This is a genomic window from Streptomyces sp. NPDC054834 (assembly GCF_053611185.1).
The window spans coordinates 298,003-311,626 of the sequence record NZ_JBSGZV010000005.1; the positions used below are offsets into that span (position 1 = coordinate 298,003).

Sequence of the window (13,624 nt, forward strand, 5' to 3'; positions counted from 1 at the left end):
GCTGTCGTCTACACCTTTTGTATACGGTCTACACCCTGCGTGTACGGCCTACGTCCCGTCGGTCCGCCCTTCGATCGCCCGCAGCACCGCCACCATGTCCTCCTCGCCGTATCCCCGCTCCACGGTCTCCCCGAAGAGGGCGTGGCAGACGTCGAGGAGCGGCGAGGCCAGGCGGGCCTGGCGGGCGGCCTCGGCGATCAGCCGGTTGTTCTTCAGCACGTCCGCGGCCGCCGCCTGGACCGCGAAGTCACGGTCGTGGAGCTTGGGCGCCTTCATCCGGGAGACGCCGCTGGCCATGGGGCCGGCGTCCAGCACGTCCAGGAACAGCCGCCGGTCCAGGCCCTGCCGCTCGGCGAAGTGGAACGCCTCCGTCAGCCCTGTCACCAGAGTGATCAGGAACAGATTCACTGACAGCTTCATCAGCAGGGCGGCGGGCGCCGGACCGCAGAAGAACGTCTCCCGGCACAAAGGCGAGAGCAGCGGCCGCACGGTCTCCACGGCCGCCTCCTCTCCGGCCAGCATGGCCACCAGTTCCCCCCGTTCCGCCGGGACCCGCGATCCGGACACGGGAGCCTCGACGTAGTGCCCGCCCGCCCCCCGCACCTCGGCCTCCAGGCACCGCGAGTACTCGGGGGACGTGGTCCCCATGTGGACGACGGTCCGCCCGGCGACCCGGGTGGCGAAGGCGGGGGTGCCGCGGCCCAGGACGGCGTCGATCGCGAGGTCGTCAGCCAGCATCAGCAGCACCACCCCGGCCCGCGCGAACACCCCGTCGGCATACTCCGCCACCTCGGCGCCGGCCGTGCGCAGCGGCTCGGTGCGGGCGGCCGTCCGGTTGAAGACCACCAGGGGAGTGCCCGCGGCCGCCAGCCGCAGCGCCATGGGCTGCCCCATCACTCCGAGACCGATGAAACCGACCCGCATGGCGGACCACCCTCCGCTCGAGGGGCGACTATGACAGCGGTCATAGTAGCGGCAGTTATGACACCGGTCATAGAGTGGCCTCCGGGAGCGCGAGCCGATGCGGGGTGCCGGGAGGTCGACGATGGCGGAGTCCGGGCGGGGGCCACGCGAGCGGATGGTGTTCAGCGCGGCCCAGCTCATCCGGCGGGACGGAGTCACGGCGACCGGCATGCGGGACGTCGCCGCGCACGCCGGGGCACCCCGCGGCTCGCTCCAGCACTACTTCCCCGGCGGCAAGGAACAGCTCGTCAACGAGGCCGTCGACTGGGCGGGCCGGTACGCGGGCAAGCGGATCGAGCGCTTCCTGGCCGGGCTGGAGGACGGGCCGACGCCGAGCGGCCTGTTCGCGGCGATGGTGCGGCAGTGGAGCGACGAGTACGGGACGGCCGGCTTCGGCGCGGGCTGTCCGGTCGCCGCGGCCACCGTGGACTGCGCCTCGGCCGGCACGTCCACGCGTGAGGCGGTCGCCGACGCCTTCGCGGCCTGGCGGCGCCCGCTCGCCGGCGCCCTCACAGGCATGGGCGTGCCCGCCGTCCGCGCCGACGGGCTCGCAACCCTCATGATCAGCGCCCTTGAGGGTGCCATCCTGCTGGCCCGCGCCGAAGAGGACGTACGCCCCCTGACGACCGTGGCCGCAGAACTCGGGCCCCTTCTGGACTCCGCCGTCGTGCGCCCGTCCTGAGCCGCCCGGGCCGTCGTCGGCGGGTCAGACCGACACCATCGCCGACGGGTCAGGCCGACACCGTCTCCGGCCGCGAGGCCCCCCGCCCCGCCCGCTCGCCCAGCGCCCGCGTCGGAACCCGGTGGGTCTCGCGGGCCGAGAGGGCGGCGACGACCGGCGGGACGCACAGGGCCGCGGTGAACAGGCCGACCGCCGACCAGTCGTCGCCGCCGGGACCCGCGACCTGCGCGGCGAAGGTGACCGCGAACCCGGCGACCGCGAAGCCGATCTGTGTGCCGATCGCCATGCCGGACAGCCGGACCCGGGTGGAGAACATCTCCCCGTAGAAGGCGGGCCACACGCCGTTGGCGGCGCTGTAGACCACGCCGAAGGCGAGGACGCCGGTCAGCAGGGTCAGCGGGTAGGAGCCGGACGAGATCGCCCACAGGTACAGGAACATCGTCACCGCGCTGCCGGCCGCGCCGGCCACGTACACGGGACGGCGGCCGATCCGGTCGGACAGCGTCGCCCAGAGCGGGATCGCCGCCAGGGCGACCAGATTGGCGAGAGCCCCCACCCACAGCATCGAGGACCGGGACATGCCGACCGAGTCACTGGTGGCGTAGGCCAGCGACCACACCGTGAAGATCGTGCTCACCGAGGCGATGAGGGCACCCGCGATCACCCGCAGCACGTCCCGCCAGTGCTCGCGCAGCAGCACCAGCAGCGGCAGCCGTGCGACGCCCGCGGTCGCCGCCTCCCGGGTGAAGGCCGGGGTCTCCTCGAGCCTGCGCCGGATGACGTAGCCGACGACGGCGACGGCGACGCTCAGCCAGAACGGCACCCGCCAGCCCCAGGACAGCAACTGGTCGTCGGGCAGCTGGGCGACGAGGAGGAAGACGAGGGTGGCGATCAGCTGGCCGCCCTGGGTGCCGCTGAGGGTGAAGCTGGTGAAGAAGCCGCGCCGGTGTTCCGGCGCGTGTTCCAGACTCATGGAACTCGCGCTGGCCTGCTCTCCCGCCGCCGAGATCCCCTGGAGCACCCGGCACAGCACCAGCAGCACGGGGGCGACGGAGCCGGCCTGGGCACGGGTGGGCAGACAGCCGATGAGGAACGTCGACAGGCCCATCAGGATCAGCGTGAACACCATGATCTTCTTGCGGCCCAGCCGGTCGCCGATGTGCCCGAGGAAGAGCGCGCCGACGGGGCGGGCGGCGTAGGCGACGCCGAAGGTGGCCAGCGACAGCAGGGTCGCGGTCGCGGGGTCGGAGGCGTCGAAGAACACCTTGGGGAAGATCAGCGCGGCCGCGCTGCCGTAGACGAAGAAGTCGTAGTACTCGAGGGCGCTGCCGATCCAGGCGGCGGCGGCCGCCTTTTTCGGTTGCCCGGCGGCTTCGGCGGGGACGGACACGGCGTGCTCCTTCGGGGGGACTCCACCGTCGGCGGAGTGAGCGGAGGTGGGAGGTGAAGGTGCGGATCTCGGCCAATTAACCCACTGGATAGTTAGTTCCGGTGGGTAGGGATGTTGCGTCCGCGTTTCCCGGGTGTCAAGGGGTGCTGCCGTATGACCTCAGCCGGCCGCGCGCTCCGCCGTCAGGTAGGCGATCACCATGTCGCCGAGCATGGCGCGGTAGTGCTCGCGCTGCGCGGGGTCCACCAGGTCCCGTCCGAACAGGGCGCCGAAGGTGTGCCGGTTGGCGACCCGGAAGAAGCAGAACGAGCTGATCATCGCGTGCAGGTCGATCGCGTCGACGTCGGCCGTGAACAGGCCGGACTCCTGACCGGACGCCAGGATGCGGCGGATCACCTCGAGGGCGGGCGAACCGATCTTGCCGAGTTTCTCGGAGGCGACGATGTGCTCGGCGCCGTGGATGTTCTCGATGCTGACCAGGCGGATGAAGTCGGGATGCCGCTCATGGTGGTCGAAGGTGAGTTCGGCCAGACGCCGGATGGCCGCGACCGGGTCCAGGTGTTCGACGTCGAGCTCCTGCTCGGCCTCGCGGATCACCCCGTACGCCCGCTCCAGCACGGCCGTGAACAGCTGTTCCTTGCCGCCGAAGTAGTAGTAGATCATCCGCTTGGTGGTGCGGGTGCGGGCGGCGATCTCGTCGACGCGGGCGCCGTCGTAGCCGGCCCGGGCGAACTCCTGGGTGGCCACGTCGAGGATCTCGGCCCTGGTGCGGGCGGCGTCGCGGATGCGCCCGTTGTCGCGTGCCGGTTCGTCGACGGTGGTCATCGGATTCCTTCGGGCGTAGGGCCAGTGCCCGTGATTGTAGAAGCAGGTTCCCGGGGCGTCGGCGGGATGTTCCGCACGGGCTCTTCCCGGGCGGGGTGCGCTGCGCCGGGTCTTCCCTCCGGGCTCGTCGGCCTGGTATAGCTAACGTACTGGTTCGTACATTAGACGGTTTCAGGAGGTCTGCGTGGCCAGGGACTCGTATCTCGTCGGGCTCGTCGGTGCGGGCATCGGACCCTCGCTCAGCCCGGCCCTGCACGAGCGGGAGGCCGACCGGCAGGGGCTGCGCCACGTCTACCGGCTCATCGACATCGACACGCTCGGCGTCGGCCCGGAGGCGGTGGGCGACCTCGTCCGGGCCGCCCGCGACCTGGGCTTCGACGGGCTGAACATCACCCACCCGTGCAAGCAGCTCGTCCTGGAGCACCTCGACGCGCTCACCCCGCAGGCCGAGGCGCTCGGCGCGGTCAACACCGTGGTGTTCAGCGAGGACGGCAGGGCCACGGGACACAACACGGACGTCACCGGTTTCGCGGCGTCCTTCGCGCGCGGTCTGCCGGACGCGCCGCTGGAACGGGTGGTGCAGCTCGGCGCGGGCGGCGCGGGCGCGGCCGTCGCGCACGCCACGCTCACCCTCGGCGCGGGGCTGGTCACCGTCGTCGACGCGCTGCCGGAGCGGGCCGCCGCTCTCGCCGCCTCCCTGAACCGGCACTTCGGCGCGGGCCGGGCGACCGCCGCGGTCCCCGGGGAACTGCCCGCCCTGCTGACGCGGGCCGACGGCATCGTGCACGCCACCCCCACCGGCATGGCCGCCTACCCCGGCCTGCCGTTCCCGGCGGACCTGCTGCACCCCGGCCTGTGGGTCGCCGAGGTCGTCTACCGTCCGCTGTGCACCGAGCTGCTGCGCATCGCCCGAGCGGCGGGCTGCGCCACCCTCGACGGCGGTGGCATGGCGGTCTTCCAGGCGGCGGACGCGTTCCGGCTGTTCACCGGGCGGGAACCCGACAGCGCGCGGATGCTCGACGACTTCGCCGAACTGGCGGGCGCCGTGGCCAGCCCCCGGTAGGGACCGGGAGGCACCGGTAGAGACCGGTAGAGACCGGAAGGCACCGGCAGGGACCGGAAGACACCGGAAGACACCGGTAGCGACCGGTAGAGAGAGGAACCGACGTGCGTACGTCCATCGCCACCGTCTCCCTCAGCGGACCCCTCACCGAGAAACTCACCGCCGCCTCCCGGGCGGGCTTCGACGGCGTCGAGATCTTCGAGAACGACCTGCTCGCCAGCCCCCTCACCCCCGAGGAGATCCGCGCCCGCTGCGCCGACCTCGGCCTGAGCATCGACCTGTATCAGCCGATGCGCGACATCGAGGCCGTGCCCGCCGACGAGTTCGCACGCAACCTGCGCCGTGCCCGGCACAAGTTCGAGCTGATGCGCAGGCTCGGCGCGGACACCGTCCTGGTGTGCTCCAGCGTCTCCCCGGCCGCCGAGGACGACGACGCGCTGGCAGTCGCGCAGTTGAGTGAACTCGCCGACCTGGCACAGGACTTCGGAATCCGCGTCGCCTACGAGGCGCTCGCCTGGGGCCGTCATGTGAACACCTACGAACACGCCTGGCGGATCGTCGAGGCGGCCGGCCACCCGGCCCTGGGTACCTGCCTGGACAGCTTCCACATCCTCTCCCGGGGCGGCGACCCCAAGGGCATCGAGGACATCCCCGGCAAGAAGATCTTCTTCCTCCAGCTCGCGGACGCGCCCCGGCTCGCCATGGACGTGCTCCAGTGGAGCCGCCACTACCGCTGCTTCCCCGGGCAGGGCGGCTTCGACGTCGCCGGGCTGCTCGGGCACGTGCTGCGCACCGGCTACGACGGCCCGCTGTCCCTGGAGGTCTTCAACGACGTCTTCCGGCAGGCCGAGGCCGGCCCGACGGCCGTGGACGCGCAACGCTCACTGCTGCTGCTCCAGGAGGCCGCCGGGGTGGCGAAGCCGCCGGCGCCGGTGGTGCCGACGGGCGTCGCCTTCACCGAACTGCTCACCCCGGACGCCGAACCGGTCGCGGCGGTCCTCGGCGCGCTGGGCTTCGTCCGTACGGCCCGCCACCGCGGCAAGCCGGTGGACCTGTGGGAACAGGGGCAGGCCCGGATCCTGGTGAACACCGGCGCGGCCGGGCGGCGGGACGGCACCGCCCTCGCCGCGGTCGGCCTGGAGTCACCCGATCCGGCGGGCGCCGCCCGGCGCGCCGAGGCACTGCTGGCCCCGGTGCTGCCCCGCCGCCGCGCCCCCGGGGACGCCCCGCTCGACGCGGTGGCGGCCCCCGACGGCACGGAACTGTTCTTCTGCGCCACGAACCGTCCCCCACTGCCCGACTGGCGGGCCGACTTCACGGACGTGCCGCACACCCCGCCGGCCGACGGCGTCACCCGCGTGACCCGCGTCGACCACCTCGCCCTCACCCAGCCCTGGCACCACTTCGACGAGGCCGCCCTCTTCCACCGCGGCGTGCTCGGCCTGGACGCCCAGGAGAGCGTCGACGTCGCCGACCCCTACGGCCTGCTGCGAAGCCGCGCCGTCACCAGCGCCGACGGCAGCGTCCGCATCGCCCTCACCGTGGGCGCGGCCCCCACCGAGGACGGCGCGCACGCCCAGCACATCGCCCTGGCCACCGACGACGTGGTGACGGCCGCCCGCCGCTTCCGCGCGGCCGGCGGCCGTCTGCTGCCCATCCCCGCCAACTACTACGACGACCTGGCCGCCCGGTACGACCTCGCCGACGGGGAGCTCGAGACGTACCGCGGCCTCGGCATCCTCTACGACCGGGACGCGGGCGGCGCCTTCCGGCACTGCTACACCGCCACCGTCGGCCGGGTCTTCTTCGAACTGGTCCAGCGCGATCCCGGCTACCACGGTTACGGCGCCCCGAACGCACCGGTACGCCTCGCGGCGCAGCACACCCAGAGCTAGGGTCTGCTGTTCCACTCCGCGATCACCGGCCGGCCGTGCTCCGTCGACAGGCGGCTGAGGGTGCTGGTGGCCAGCTGGAAGAGGCGGCCGTCGGCGGGCGGCAGGCCCAGCCGGCGGGCGGTCAGGACGCGCAGGAAATGGGCGTGCGCGACGAGAACCACGTCGCCCTCGTCGCCGGTGAGGACCGTGTCCAGGCGGGACAGCACCCGGTCGGCGCGCCGGCCGATCTCGGCGGGTGACTCACCGGGGTGCCCCTCGGGGCCGGGCGGTACGCCGTCCGTCCACAGGTCCCAGTCGGGGCGGGTGCGGTGGATGTCGACGGTGGTGACGCCCTCGTAACCGCCGTAGTCCCATTCGTGCAGGTCGGGGTCCGGGACGGCCCCGTCGAGGCCCGCGAGTTGCGCGGTGCGTATCGCGCGGCCGAGCGGGCTGGTCAGCGTCAGGGCGTAGGTCCGGCCGGTGAGGAGCGGAGCGAGGGACTTGGCCTGTTCCTCGCCGTGCCGGGTGAGGGGCAGGTCGGTCCAGCTGGTGTGCTGTCCCGACACGCTCCACTCCGTCTCACCGTGGCGGACCAGCAGAAGGTCCCCCACGGCCGGTCAGTCCTTCGCCGACTCGACGGCGTGGCCGCCGAACTGGTTGCGCAGCGCCGCGATCATCTTCATCTGCGGGGAGTCGTCCTGGCGGGAGGCGAACCGCGCGAAGAGGGAGGCGGTGATCGCGGGCAGCGGCACCGCGTTGTCGATGGCCGCCTCGACGGTCCAGCGGCCCTCGCCGGAGTCCTCCGCGTAGCCGCGCAGCTTCTGAAGGTGCTGGTCGTCGTCGAGGGCGTTGACCGCGAGGTCGAGCAGCCAGGAGCGGATGACGGTGCCCTCCTGCCAGGAGCGGAACACCTCACGGACGTTGTCCACCGACTTGACCTTCTCCAGGAGCTCCCAGCCCTCGGCGTAGGCCTGCATCATGGCGTACTCGATGCCGTTGTGGACCATCTTGGAGAAGTGCCCGGCGCCGACCTTGCCCGCGTGGACGTAGCCGTACGGGCCCTCCGGCTTGAGCGCCTCGAAGACCGGCTCCAGGGGCTGGACGTGCTCCTTGTTGCCGCCGACCATCAGGGCGTAACCGTTCTGCAGGCCCCACACGCCGCCGGAGACGCCCGCGTCGACGAAACCGATGCCCTTGATGCCGAGTTCCGCGGCGTGCTTCTCGTCGTCGGTCCAGCGGGAGTTGCCGCCGTCGACGACCGTGTCGCCCTCGGACAGCAGGTCCCCCAGCTCGTCGATGACGGACTGGGTGGCGTGGCCGGCCGGGACCATCACCCACACGGCGCGGGGGGCGTCGAGCTTCTCGACCAGTTCGGCGAGGTCCTTGACGTCGGAGAGGTCGGGGTTGCGGTCGTAGCCGATGACGGTGTGGCCCGCGCGGCGGATCCGCTCGCGCATGTTGCCGCCCATCTTGCCGAGGCCGATGAGGCCCAACTGCATGGCTGTCATATCAGCTTCACTTCTCTCTAGGCGTTCTTCAGCGAGCGGTACGCGGCCACCAGGGCGCGAGTGGACGGGTCGAGGCCGGGCACGTCCGCGCCCTCGGTGAGGGCGGGCTCTACGCGCTTGGCGAGGACCTTGCCCAGTTCCACGCCCCACTGGTCGAAGGAGTCGATGTCCCACACCGCGCCCTGCACGAACACCTTGTGCTCGTAGAGCGCGACGAGCTGACCGAGGACCGACGGGGTCAGCTCGGTGGCGAGGATCGTCGTGGTGGGATGGTTGCCGCGGAAGGTGCGGTGCGGCACCTGCTCCTCGGGCACGCCCTCTGCGCGCACCTCCTCGGCGGTCTTGCCGAAGGCCAGGGCCTGGGTCTGGGCGAAGAAGTTGGCCATCAACAGGTCGTGCTGGGCCTTGAGTTCCCCGCTCAGCTCGGCCACCGGCCGGGCGAAGCCGATGAAGTCGGCCGGGATCAGCTTCGTACCCTGGTGGATGAGCTGGTAGTAGGCGTGCTGCCCGTTGGTGCCCGGCGTCCCCCACACCACGGGACCGGTCTGCCACTCGACCGGGCGGCCCTGACGGTCCACCGACTTGCCGTTGGACTCCATGTCCAGCTGCTGCAAGTAGGCGGTGAACTTGGACAGGTAGTGGCTGTAGGGCAGCACCGCGTGCGACTGGGCGTCGAAGAAGTTGTTGTACCAGATGCCCAACAGGCCCAGGATCAGCGGCGCGTTGGCCTCGGCGGGCGCGGTCCGGAAGTGCTCGTCGACGATCCGGAAACCGTCCAGCATCTCCCGGAAGCGGTCCGGGCCGATGGCGATCATCAGGGACAGGCCGATGGCCGAGTCGTACGAGTAGCGGCCGCCCACCCAGTCCCAGAACCCGAACATGTTGTCCGGGTCGATGCCGAACTCGGTGACCTTCCCGGCGTTCGTCGACAGTGCCACGAAGTGCTTGGCGACCGCCTTGTCGTCGCCGTCCAGCCCGTCGAGCAGCCACTTACGCGCCGATGTCGCATTGGTGATCGTCTCGATCGTGGTGAACGTCTTGGACGCGACGATGAACAGGGTCTCAGCCGGGTCCAGGTCACGGATCGCTTCGTGCAGATCCGCGCCGTCCACGTTCGACACGAACCGGAACGTCAGCTCGCGTGAGGTATACGATCGCAGTACTTCGTATGCCATCGCCGGGCCCAGGTCGGAGCCGCCGATGCCGATGTTGACGACGTTGCGGATCCGCCTGCCCGTGTGGCCGGTCCACTCACCGGAACGGACCCGCTCGGCGAAGGCGGCCATCTTGTCCAGCACGGCGTGCACCTCGGGGACGACGTTCTCCCCGTCCACCTCGACCACCGCCTCCCGAGGGGCGCGCAGTGCGGTGTGCAGCACGGCCCGGTCCTCGGTGACGTTGATCCGCTCGCCGCGGAACATCGCGTCCCTGAGGACGGACACGCCGGTGGCGGTGGCCAGTTCCTGGAGCAGGGCGAGGGTCTCGTCGGTGACCAGGTGCTTGGAGTAGTCGATGCGCAGATCGCCGACGGTGACGACGTACCGCTCGGCGCGAGCGGGGTCCGCCGCGAACAGCTCCCTCAGGCTCGGGTGCGGCATCGCGTCCGCGCGGTGGTCCGACAGGGCGGCCCACTCCGGCCGCCGGGTGGGGATCGGGGCGTCAGGCATGGGCGGGGATCCCCTCGGCGCCGTCGCCGCGCAGGGCGATTGCATACATCTCGTCGGCGTCGAGACGGCGCAGTTCCTCGGCGATGAGTTCGGACATGGTCCGCACCTTCAGCGCGAGGGTGCGCGGCGGCTGGCCCGGCAGGGTCAGCGTGGCCAGCGGGCCCTCGGGACGGTCGATGACGATCTCGCCGTTGTGGGTGCCCAGCCGGACGGCCGTGACCACCGGCCCGGCGGTGACGACGCGGTCGACGTTCACCTTCAGCCGCGCCTCCAGCCAGCGGGCGAGCAGCTCGGCGGCCGGGTTGTCGGCCTCGGCCTCCACGGCCGCGGAGGTCACCTCGGTGCGGGCCTGGTCCAGGGCGGCGGCCAGCATCGACCGCCAGGGGGTGAGCCGGGTCCAGGCGAGGTCGGTGTCGCCGGGCGCGTAGGAACGCACACGGTCCTGGAGGACCGCGAGGGGGTTCTCGACGGCGTACAGGTCGGTGATCCTGCGCTGCGCGAGCGCGCCCAGCGGGTCCTTCGCGGGGTTCTCCGGCGCGTCCACCGGCCACCACACGACCACCGGCGCGTCCGGCAGCAGCAGCGGCAGGACGACCGAGTCGGCGTGCTGGGACACCTCGCCGTAGGTGCGCAGTACGACCGTCTCGCCGGTGCCGGCCTCGGACCCGACCCGGACCTCCGCGTCCAGCCGGGACTGCGTGCGCTCGCGCGGGCTGCGGGCGTGCCGCTTGATGACGACCAGGGTGCGCGAGGGGTGCTCGTGCGAGGCCTCCTCGGCGGCCTTGATCGCGTCGTAGGCGTTCTCCTCGTCCGTGACGATGACCATCGTCAGGACCATGCCCACAGCAGGGGTTCCGATGGCGCGGCGGCCCTGCACCAACGCCTTGTTGATCTTGCTTGCCGTGGTGTCGGTCAGGTCGATCTTCATGGCCTGCGCCAGCTCCGTCCGTCTCGTGCGAGCATCTCGTCTGCTTCCTCCGGACCCCATGTGCCCGCCGGGTACTGGGCCGGCCTGCCGTGCGCCGCCCAGTACTCCTCGACGGGGTCGAGGATCTTCCAGGACTCTTCCACTTCCTGGTGACGGGGGAACAGGTTGGCGTCGCCGAGCAGCACGTCCAGGATGAGCCGCTCGTACGCCTCCGGACTGGACTCGGTGAACGACTCGCCGTAGGCGAAGTCCATCGACACGTCCCGGATCTCCATCGAGGTGCCCGGCACCTTGGAGCCGAACCGGACGGTCATGCCCTCGTCCGGCTGGACGCGGATGACGACGGCGTTCTGCCCGAGCTCCTCGGTGGCCGAGGAGTCGAACGGGGAATGCGGGGCCCGCTTGAACACCACCGCGATCTCGGTGACCCGGCGGCCGAGCCGCTTGCCGGTGCGCAGGTAGAAGGGGACGCCCGCCCAGCGGCGGTTGTCGACCTCCAGCTTGACCGCCGCGTACGTGTCGGTCTTGGACCGCGCGTCGATGCCCTCCTCCTGGAGGTATCCGGGCACCTTCGCGCCGCCCTGCCAGCCCTGCGCGTACTGCCCGCGGACGGTGCTCGAACCCAGGTCCTTCGGCAGCCGAACCGACTTGAGCACCTTCAGCTTCTCGGTGAGCAGCGCCTCGGCGTCGAAGGCGATGGGTTCCTCCATCGCGGTGAGCGCCATCAGCTGGAGCAGGTGGTTCTGGATGACGTCACGGGCGGCGCCGATGCCGTCGTAGTAGCCGGCCCGGCCGCCGATGCCGATGTCCTCGGCCATGGTGATCTGCACGTGGTCGACGTACGACCGGTTCCAGATCGGCTCGTACATCTGGTTGGCGAAGCGCAGCGCCAGGATGTTCTGGACGGTCTCCTTGCCGAGGTAGTGGTCGATCCGGAACACCTGGTCCGGTTCGAACACGTCGTGCACGACCGCGTTCAGCTCGCGGGCGCTCGCCAGATCGTGCCCGAACGGCTTTTCGATGACCGCGCGCCGCCAGGCACCCTTCGGGGGACTCGCCAGGCCGTGCTTCTTCAGCTGCCGCACGACCTTGGGGAAGAACTTCGGCGGTACGGACAGGTAGAAGGCGAAGTTGCCGCCCGTGCCCCGGGAGGCGTCCAGCTCGTCGACGGCCTGCCGCAGCTGCTTGAACGCGGTGTCGTCGTCGAAGTCACCCGGGATGAACCGCATGCCCTCGGCGAGCTGCTGCCAGACCTCCTCGCGGAACGGGGTACGGGCGTGCTCGCGGACGGCGTCGTGCACCACCTCGGCGAAGTCCTGGTCCTCCCAGTCGCGGCGGGCGAAACCCACCAGGGAGAAGCCCGGCGGCAGCAGACCGCGGTTGGCCAGGTCGTACACGGCCGGCATCAGCTTCTTGCGGGACAGGTCACCGGTCACGCCGAAGATGACCAGACCCGACGGGCCGGCGATGCGGGGCAGTCGGCGGTCGCGCGGATCGCGCAGGGGGTTCACCCAGTCGGCCGCCGGGATGACGGGCACCCGCACCGGCTCCGGTGCCGCGCCCTGGTCTTCATTGGTGGTCATTACGCGTCAACTCCCTTGTGTCCAAGGACTTCGTGACCGCGTCCAGCAGGTCCTGCCAGGCCGCCTCGAACTTGGCGACACCCTCGTCCTCGAGCTGCCGGACGACCTCCTCGTAGGAGATCCCCAGCCGCTCGACGGCCGCGAGGTCGGCGTGGGCCTGCGGGTAGCCGCCGGTGACCGTGTCGCCGGTGACGGCTCCATGGTCGGCGACCGCGTTCAGGGTGGCCTCCGGCATGGTGTTGACCGTGCCGGGCGCGACCAGATCGTCTACATACAGGGTGTCCTTGTATGCGGGATCCTTCACACCGGTGGACGCCCACAGCGGACGCTGCCTGTTCGCCCGGTCCCCGGCCAGGGCGAGCCAGCGCTCGCCGGAGAAGACGTCCTCGTACGCCTCGTAGGCCAGTCTCGCGTTGGCCAGCGCGGCCCGGCCCTTGAGCGCGAGGGCCTCCTCGGTGCCCAGGACCGTCAGCCGCTTGTCTATCTCGGTGTCGACGCGGGAGACGAAGAACGACGCCACGGAGTGGATGGCGGACAGGTCCAGGCCCTTCGCGCGGGCCTCCTCCAGGCCGGCGAGGTAGGCGTCCATCACCTCGCGGTACCGCTCCAGGGAGAAGATCAGCGTGACGTTGACGCTGATGCCCTGGCCTATGACCTCGGTGATGGCCGGCAGACCCGCCCGGGTCGCCGGGATCTTGATCATGACATTGGGGCGATCGACGAGCCAGGCGAGCTGGCGGGCCTCGGCGACGGTGGCCGCCGTGTCGTGGGCCAGGCGCGGGTCGACCTCGATGGAGACGCGGCCGTCCCGGCCGACTGTCTTTTCGTATACAGGATGCAGGATGTCGGCGGCGGACCGCACGTCGGCGGTCGTCAGCATACGCACCGCCTCGTCGACTGTGACACCCCGCACGGCCAGGTCGGCGAGCTGCTCCTCGTAGCCCGCGCCGGAGCCGATGGCGGCCTGGAAGATCGACGGGTTGGTGGTGACGCCGACGACCTTCCCGGCCTCGACGAGCCCGGCGAGGCTGCCGGATTCGATCCGCTGCCGGGACAGGTCGTCCAGCCAGATCGACACGCCCTCGTCGGCGAGGCGCTCCAGTGCTCCCGCGGTCGCGGTCGCTTCGGTCACTGTGATCAT

Annotated in this window: 11 protein-coding genes and 1 pseudogene; 3 read left to right on the plus strand and 9 right to left on the minus strand. The window is 71.2% G+C overall.

What is annotated here, in order from left to right:
• Positions 1 to 48 precede the first annotated feature (48 nt).
• Positions 49 to 924 carry an NAD(P)-dependent oxidoreductase gene (locus ACWGJM_RS10245; protein ID WP_453411208.1) on the minus strand — a complete coding sequence of 292 codons (876 nt, stop codon included), beginning with the start codon at positions 922 to 924 and terminating at the stop codon, positions 49 to 51.
• A gap of 121 nt (positions 925 to 1,045) precedes the next feature.
• Here ACWGJM_RS10245 and ACWGJM_RS10250 point away from each other — a divergent pair, with 121 nt between their 5' ends.
• Positions 1,046 to 1,645: a TetR/AcrR family transcriptional regulator gene (locus ACWGJM_RS10250; protein ID WP_453411209.1), complete on the plus strand. Its 600-nt coding sequence runs from the start codon at positions 1,046 to 1,048 to the stop codon at positions 1,643 to 1,645.
• 49 nt (positions 1,646 to 1,694) lie between these two features.
• Here ACWGJM_RS10250 and ACWGJM_RS10255 read toward each other — a convergent pair whose 3' ends face one another.
• Positions 1,695 to 3,035, minus strand: coding sequence for an MFS transporter (locus tag ACWGJM_RS10255; RefSeq protein ID WP_453411210.1), 1,341 nt, complete (start codon positions 3,033 to 3,035; stop codon positions 1,695 to 1,697).
• A gap of 159 nt (positions 3,036 to 3,194) precedes the next feature.
• Positions 3,195 to 3,860 (minus strand): TetR family transcriptional regulator, encoded by a 666-nt coding sequence (locus ACWGJM_RS10260; protein ID WP_453411211.1) that lies wholly within the window; start codon positions 3,858 to 3,860, stop codon positions 3,195 to 3,197.
• Positions 3,861 to 4,044: 184 nt separating this feature from the next.
• Between ACWGJM_RS10260 and ACWGJM_RS10265 the strand changes: the two genes are divergently transcribed.
• Positions 4,045 to 4,923: a shikimate dehydrogenase gene (locus ACWGJM_RS10265; RefSeq protein ID WP_453411212.1), complete on the plus strand. Its 879-nt coding sequence runs from the start codon at positions 4,045 to 4,047 to the stop codon at positions 4,921 to 4,923.
• Between the two features lie 104 nt (positions 4,924 to 5,027).
• Positions 5,028 to 6,818 carry a bifunctional sugar phosphate isomerase/epimerase/4-hydroxyphenylpyruvate dioxygenase family protein gene (locus ACWGJM_RS10270; protein ID WP_453411213.1) on the plus strand — a complete coding sequence of 597 codons (1,791 nt, stop codon included), beginning with the start codon at positions 5,028 to 5,030 and terminating at the stop codon, positions 6,816 to 6,818.
• Here ACWGJM_RS10270 and ACWGJM_RS10275 read toward each other — a convergent pair.
• The 6 genes and pseudogenes from ACWGJM_RS10275 to tal all read right to left on the minus strand — a co-directional run bounded on the left by ACWGJM_RS10275 (position 6,815) and on the right by tal (position 13,624).
• Positions 6,815 to 7,408 (minus strand): histidine phosphatase family protein, encoded by a 594-nt coding sequence (locus tag ACWGJM_RS10275; protein WP_453411214.1) that lies wholly within the window; start codon positions 7,406 to 7,408, stop codon positions 6,815 to 6,817. The two genes, ACWGJM_RS10270 and ACWGJM_RS10275, sit on opposite strands and share 4 nt — an antisense overlap.
• Before the next feature lie 6 nt (positions 7,409 to 7,414).
• On the minus strand, positions 7,415 to 8,455 hold the full coding sequence (gene gnd / locus ACWGJM_RS10280) for a phosphogluconate dehydrogenase (NAD(+)-dependent, decarboxylating) (RefSeq protein ID WP_453411215.1): 1,041 nt from the start codon (positions 8,453 to 8,455) through the stop codon (positions 7,415 to 7,417).
• Positions 8,347 to 10,017 (minus strand): annotated as a pseudogene (pgi, locus tag ACWGJM_RS10285) (glucose-6-phosphate isomerase); the annotation flags it as partial. The gene gnd and the pseudogene pgi, both read right to left, overlap by 109 nt.
• Positions 9,965 to 10,900, minus strand: coding sequence for a glucose-6-phosphate dehydrogenase assembly protein OpcA (gene opcA, locus ACWGJM_RS10290; RefSeq protein ID WP_453411216.1), 936 nt, complete (start codon positions 10,898 to 10,900; stop codon positions 9,965 to 9,967). The pseudogene pgi and the gene opcA, both read right to left, overlap by 53 nt.
• On the minus strand, positions 10,897 to 12,483 hold the full coding sequence (gene zwf / locus ACWGJM_RS10295) for a glucose-6-phosphate dehydrogenase (protein WP_453411217.1): 1,587 nt from the start codon (positions 12,481 to 12,483) through the stop codon (positions 10,897 to 10,899). The genes opcA and zwf overlap by 4 nt, the downstream gene beginning before the upstream one ends.
• Positions 12,470 to 13,624 carry a transaldolase gene (tal, locus tag ACWGJM_RS10300; protein ID WP_453411218.1) on the minus strand — a complete coding sequence of 385 codons (1,155 nt, stop codon included), beginning with the start codon at positions 13,622 to 13,624 and terminating at the stop codon, positions 12,470 to 12,472. The genes zwf and tal overlap by 14 nt, the downstream gene beginning before the upstream one ends.

What these genes read in the sequence shown, in the direction of transcription:
- ACWGJM_RS10245 (WP_453411208.1), bottom strand. Translation starts at nt 924, where the DNA reads ATGCGGGTCGGTTTCATCGGTCTCGGAGTGATGGGGCAGCCCATGGCG.
- ACWGJM_RS10250 (WP_453411209.1), top strand. Translation starts at nt 1,046, where the DNA reads ATGGCGGAGTCCGGGCGGGGGCCACGCGAGCGGATGGTGTTCAGCGCG.
- ACWGJM_RS10260 (WP_453411211.1), bottom strand. Translation starts at nt 3,860, where the DNA reads ATGACCACCGTCGACGAACCGGCACGCGACAACGGGCGCATCCGCGAC.
- opcA (WP_453411216.1), bottom strand. Translation starts at nt 10,900, where the DNA reads ATGAAGATCGACCTGACCGACACCACGGCAAGCAAGATCAACAAGGCG.
- zwf (WP_453411217.1), bottom strand. Translation starts at nt 12,483, where the DNA reads ATGACCACCAATGAAGACCAGGGCGCGGCACCGGAGCCGGTGCGGGTG.
- tal (WP_453411218.1), bottom strand. Translation starts at nt 13,624, where the DNA reads ATGATCACAGTGACCGAAGCGACCGCGACCGCGGGAGCACTGGAGCGC.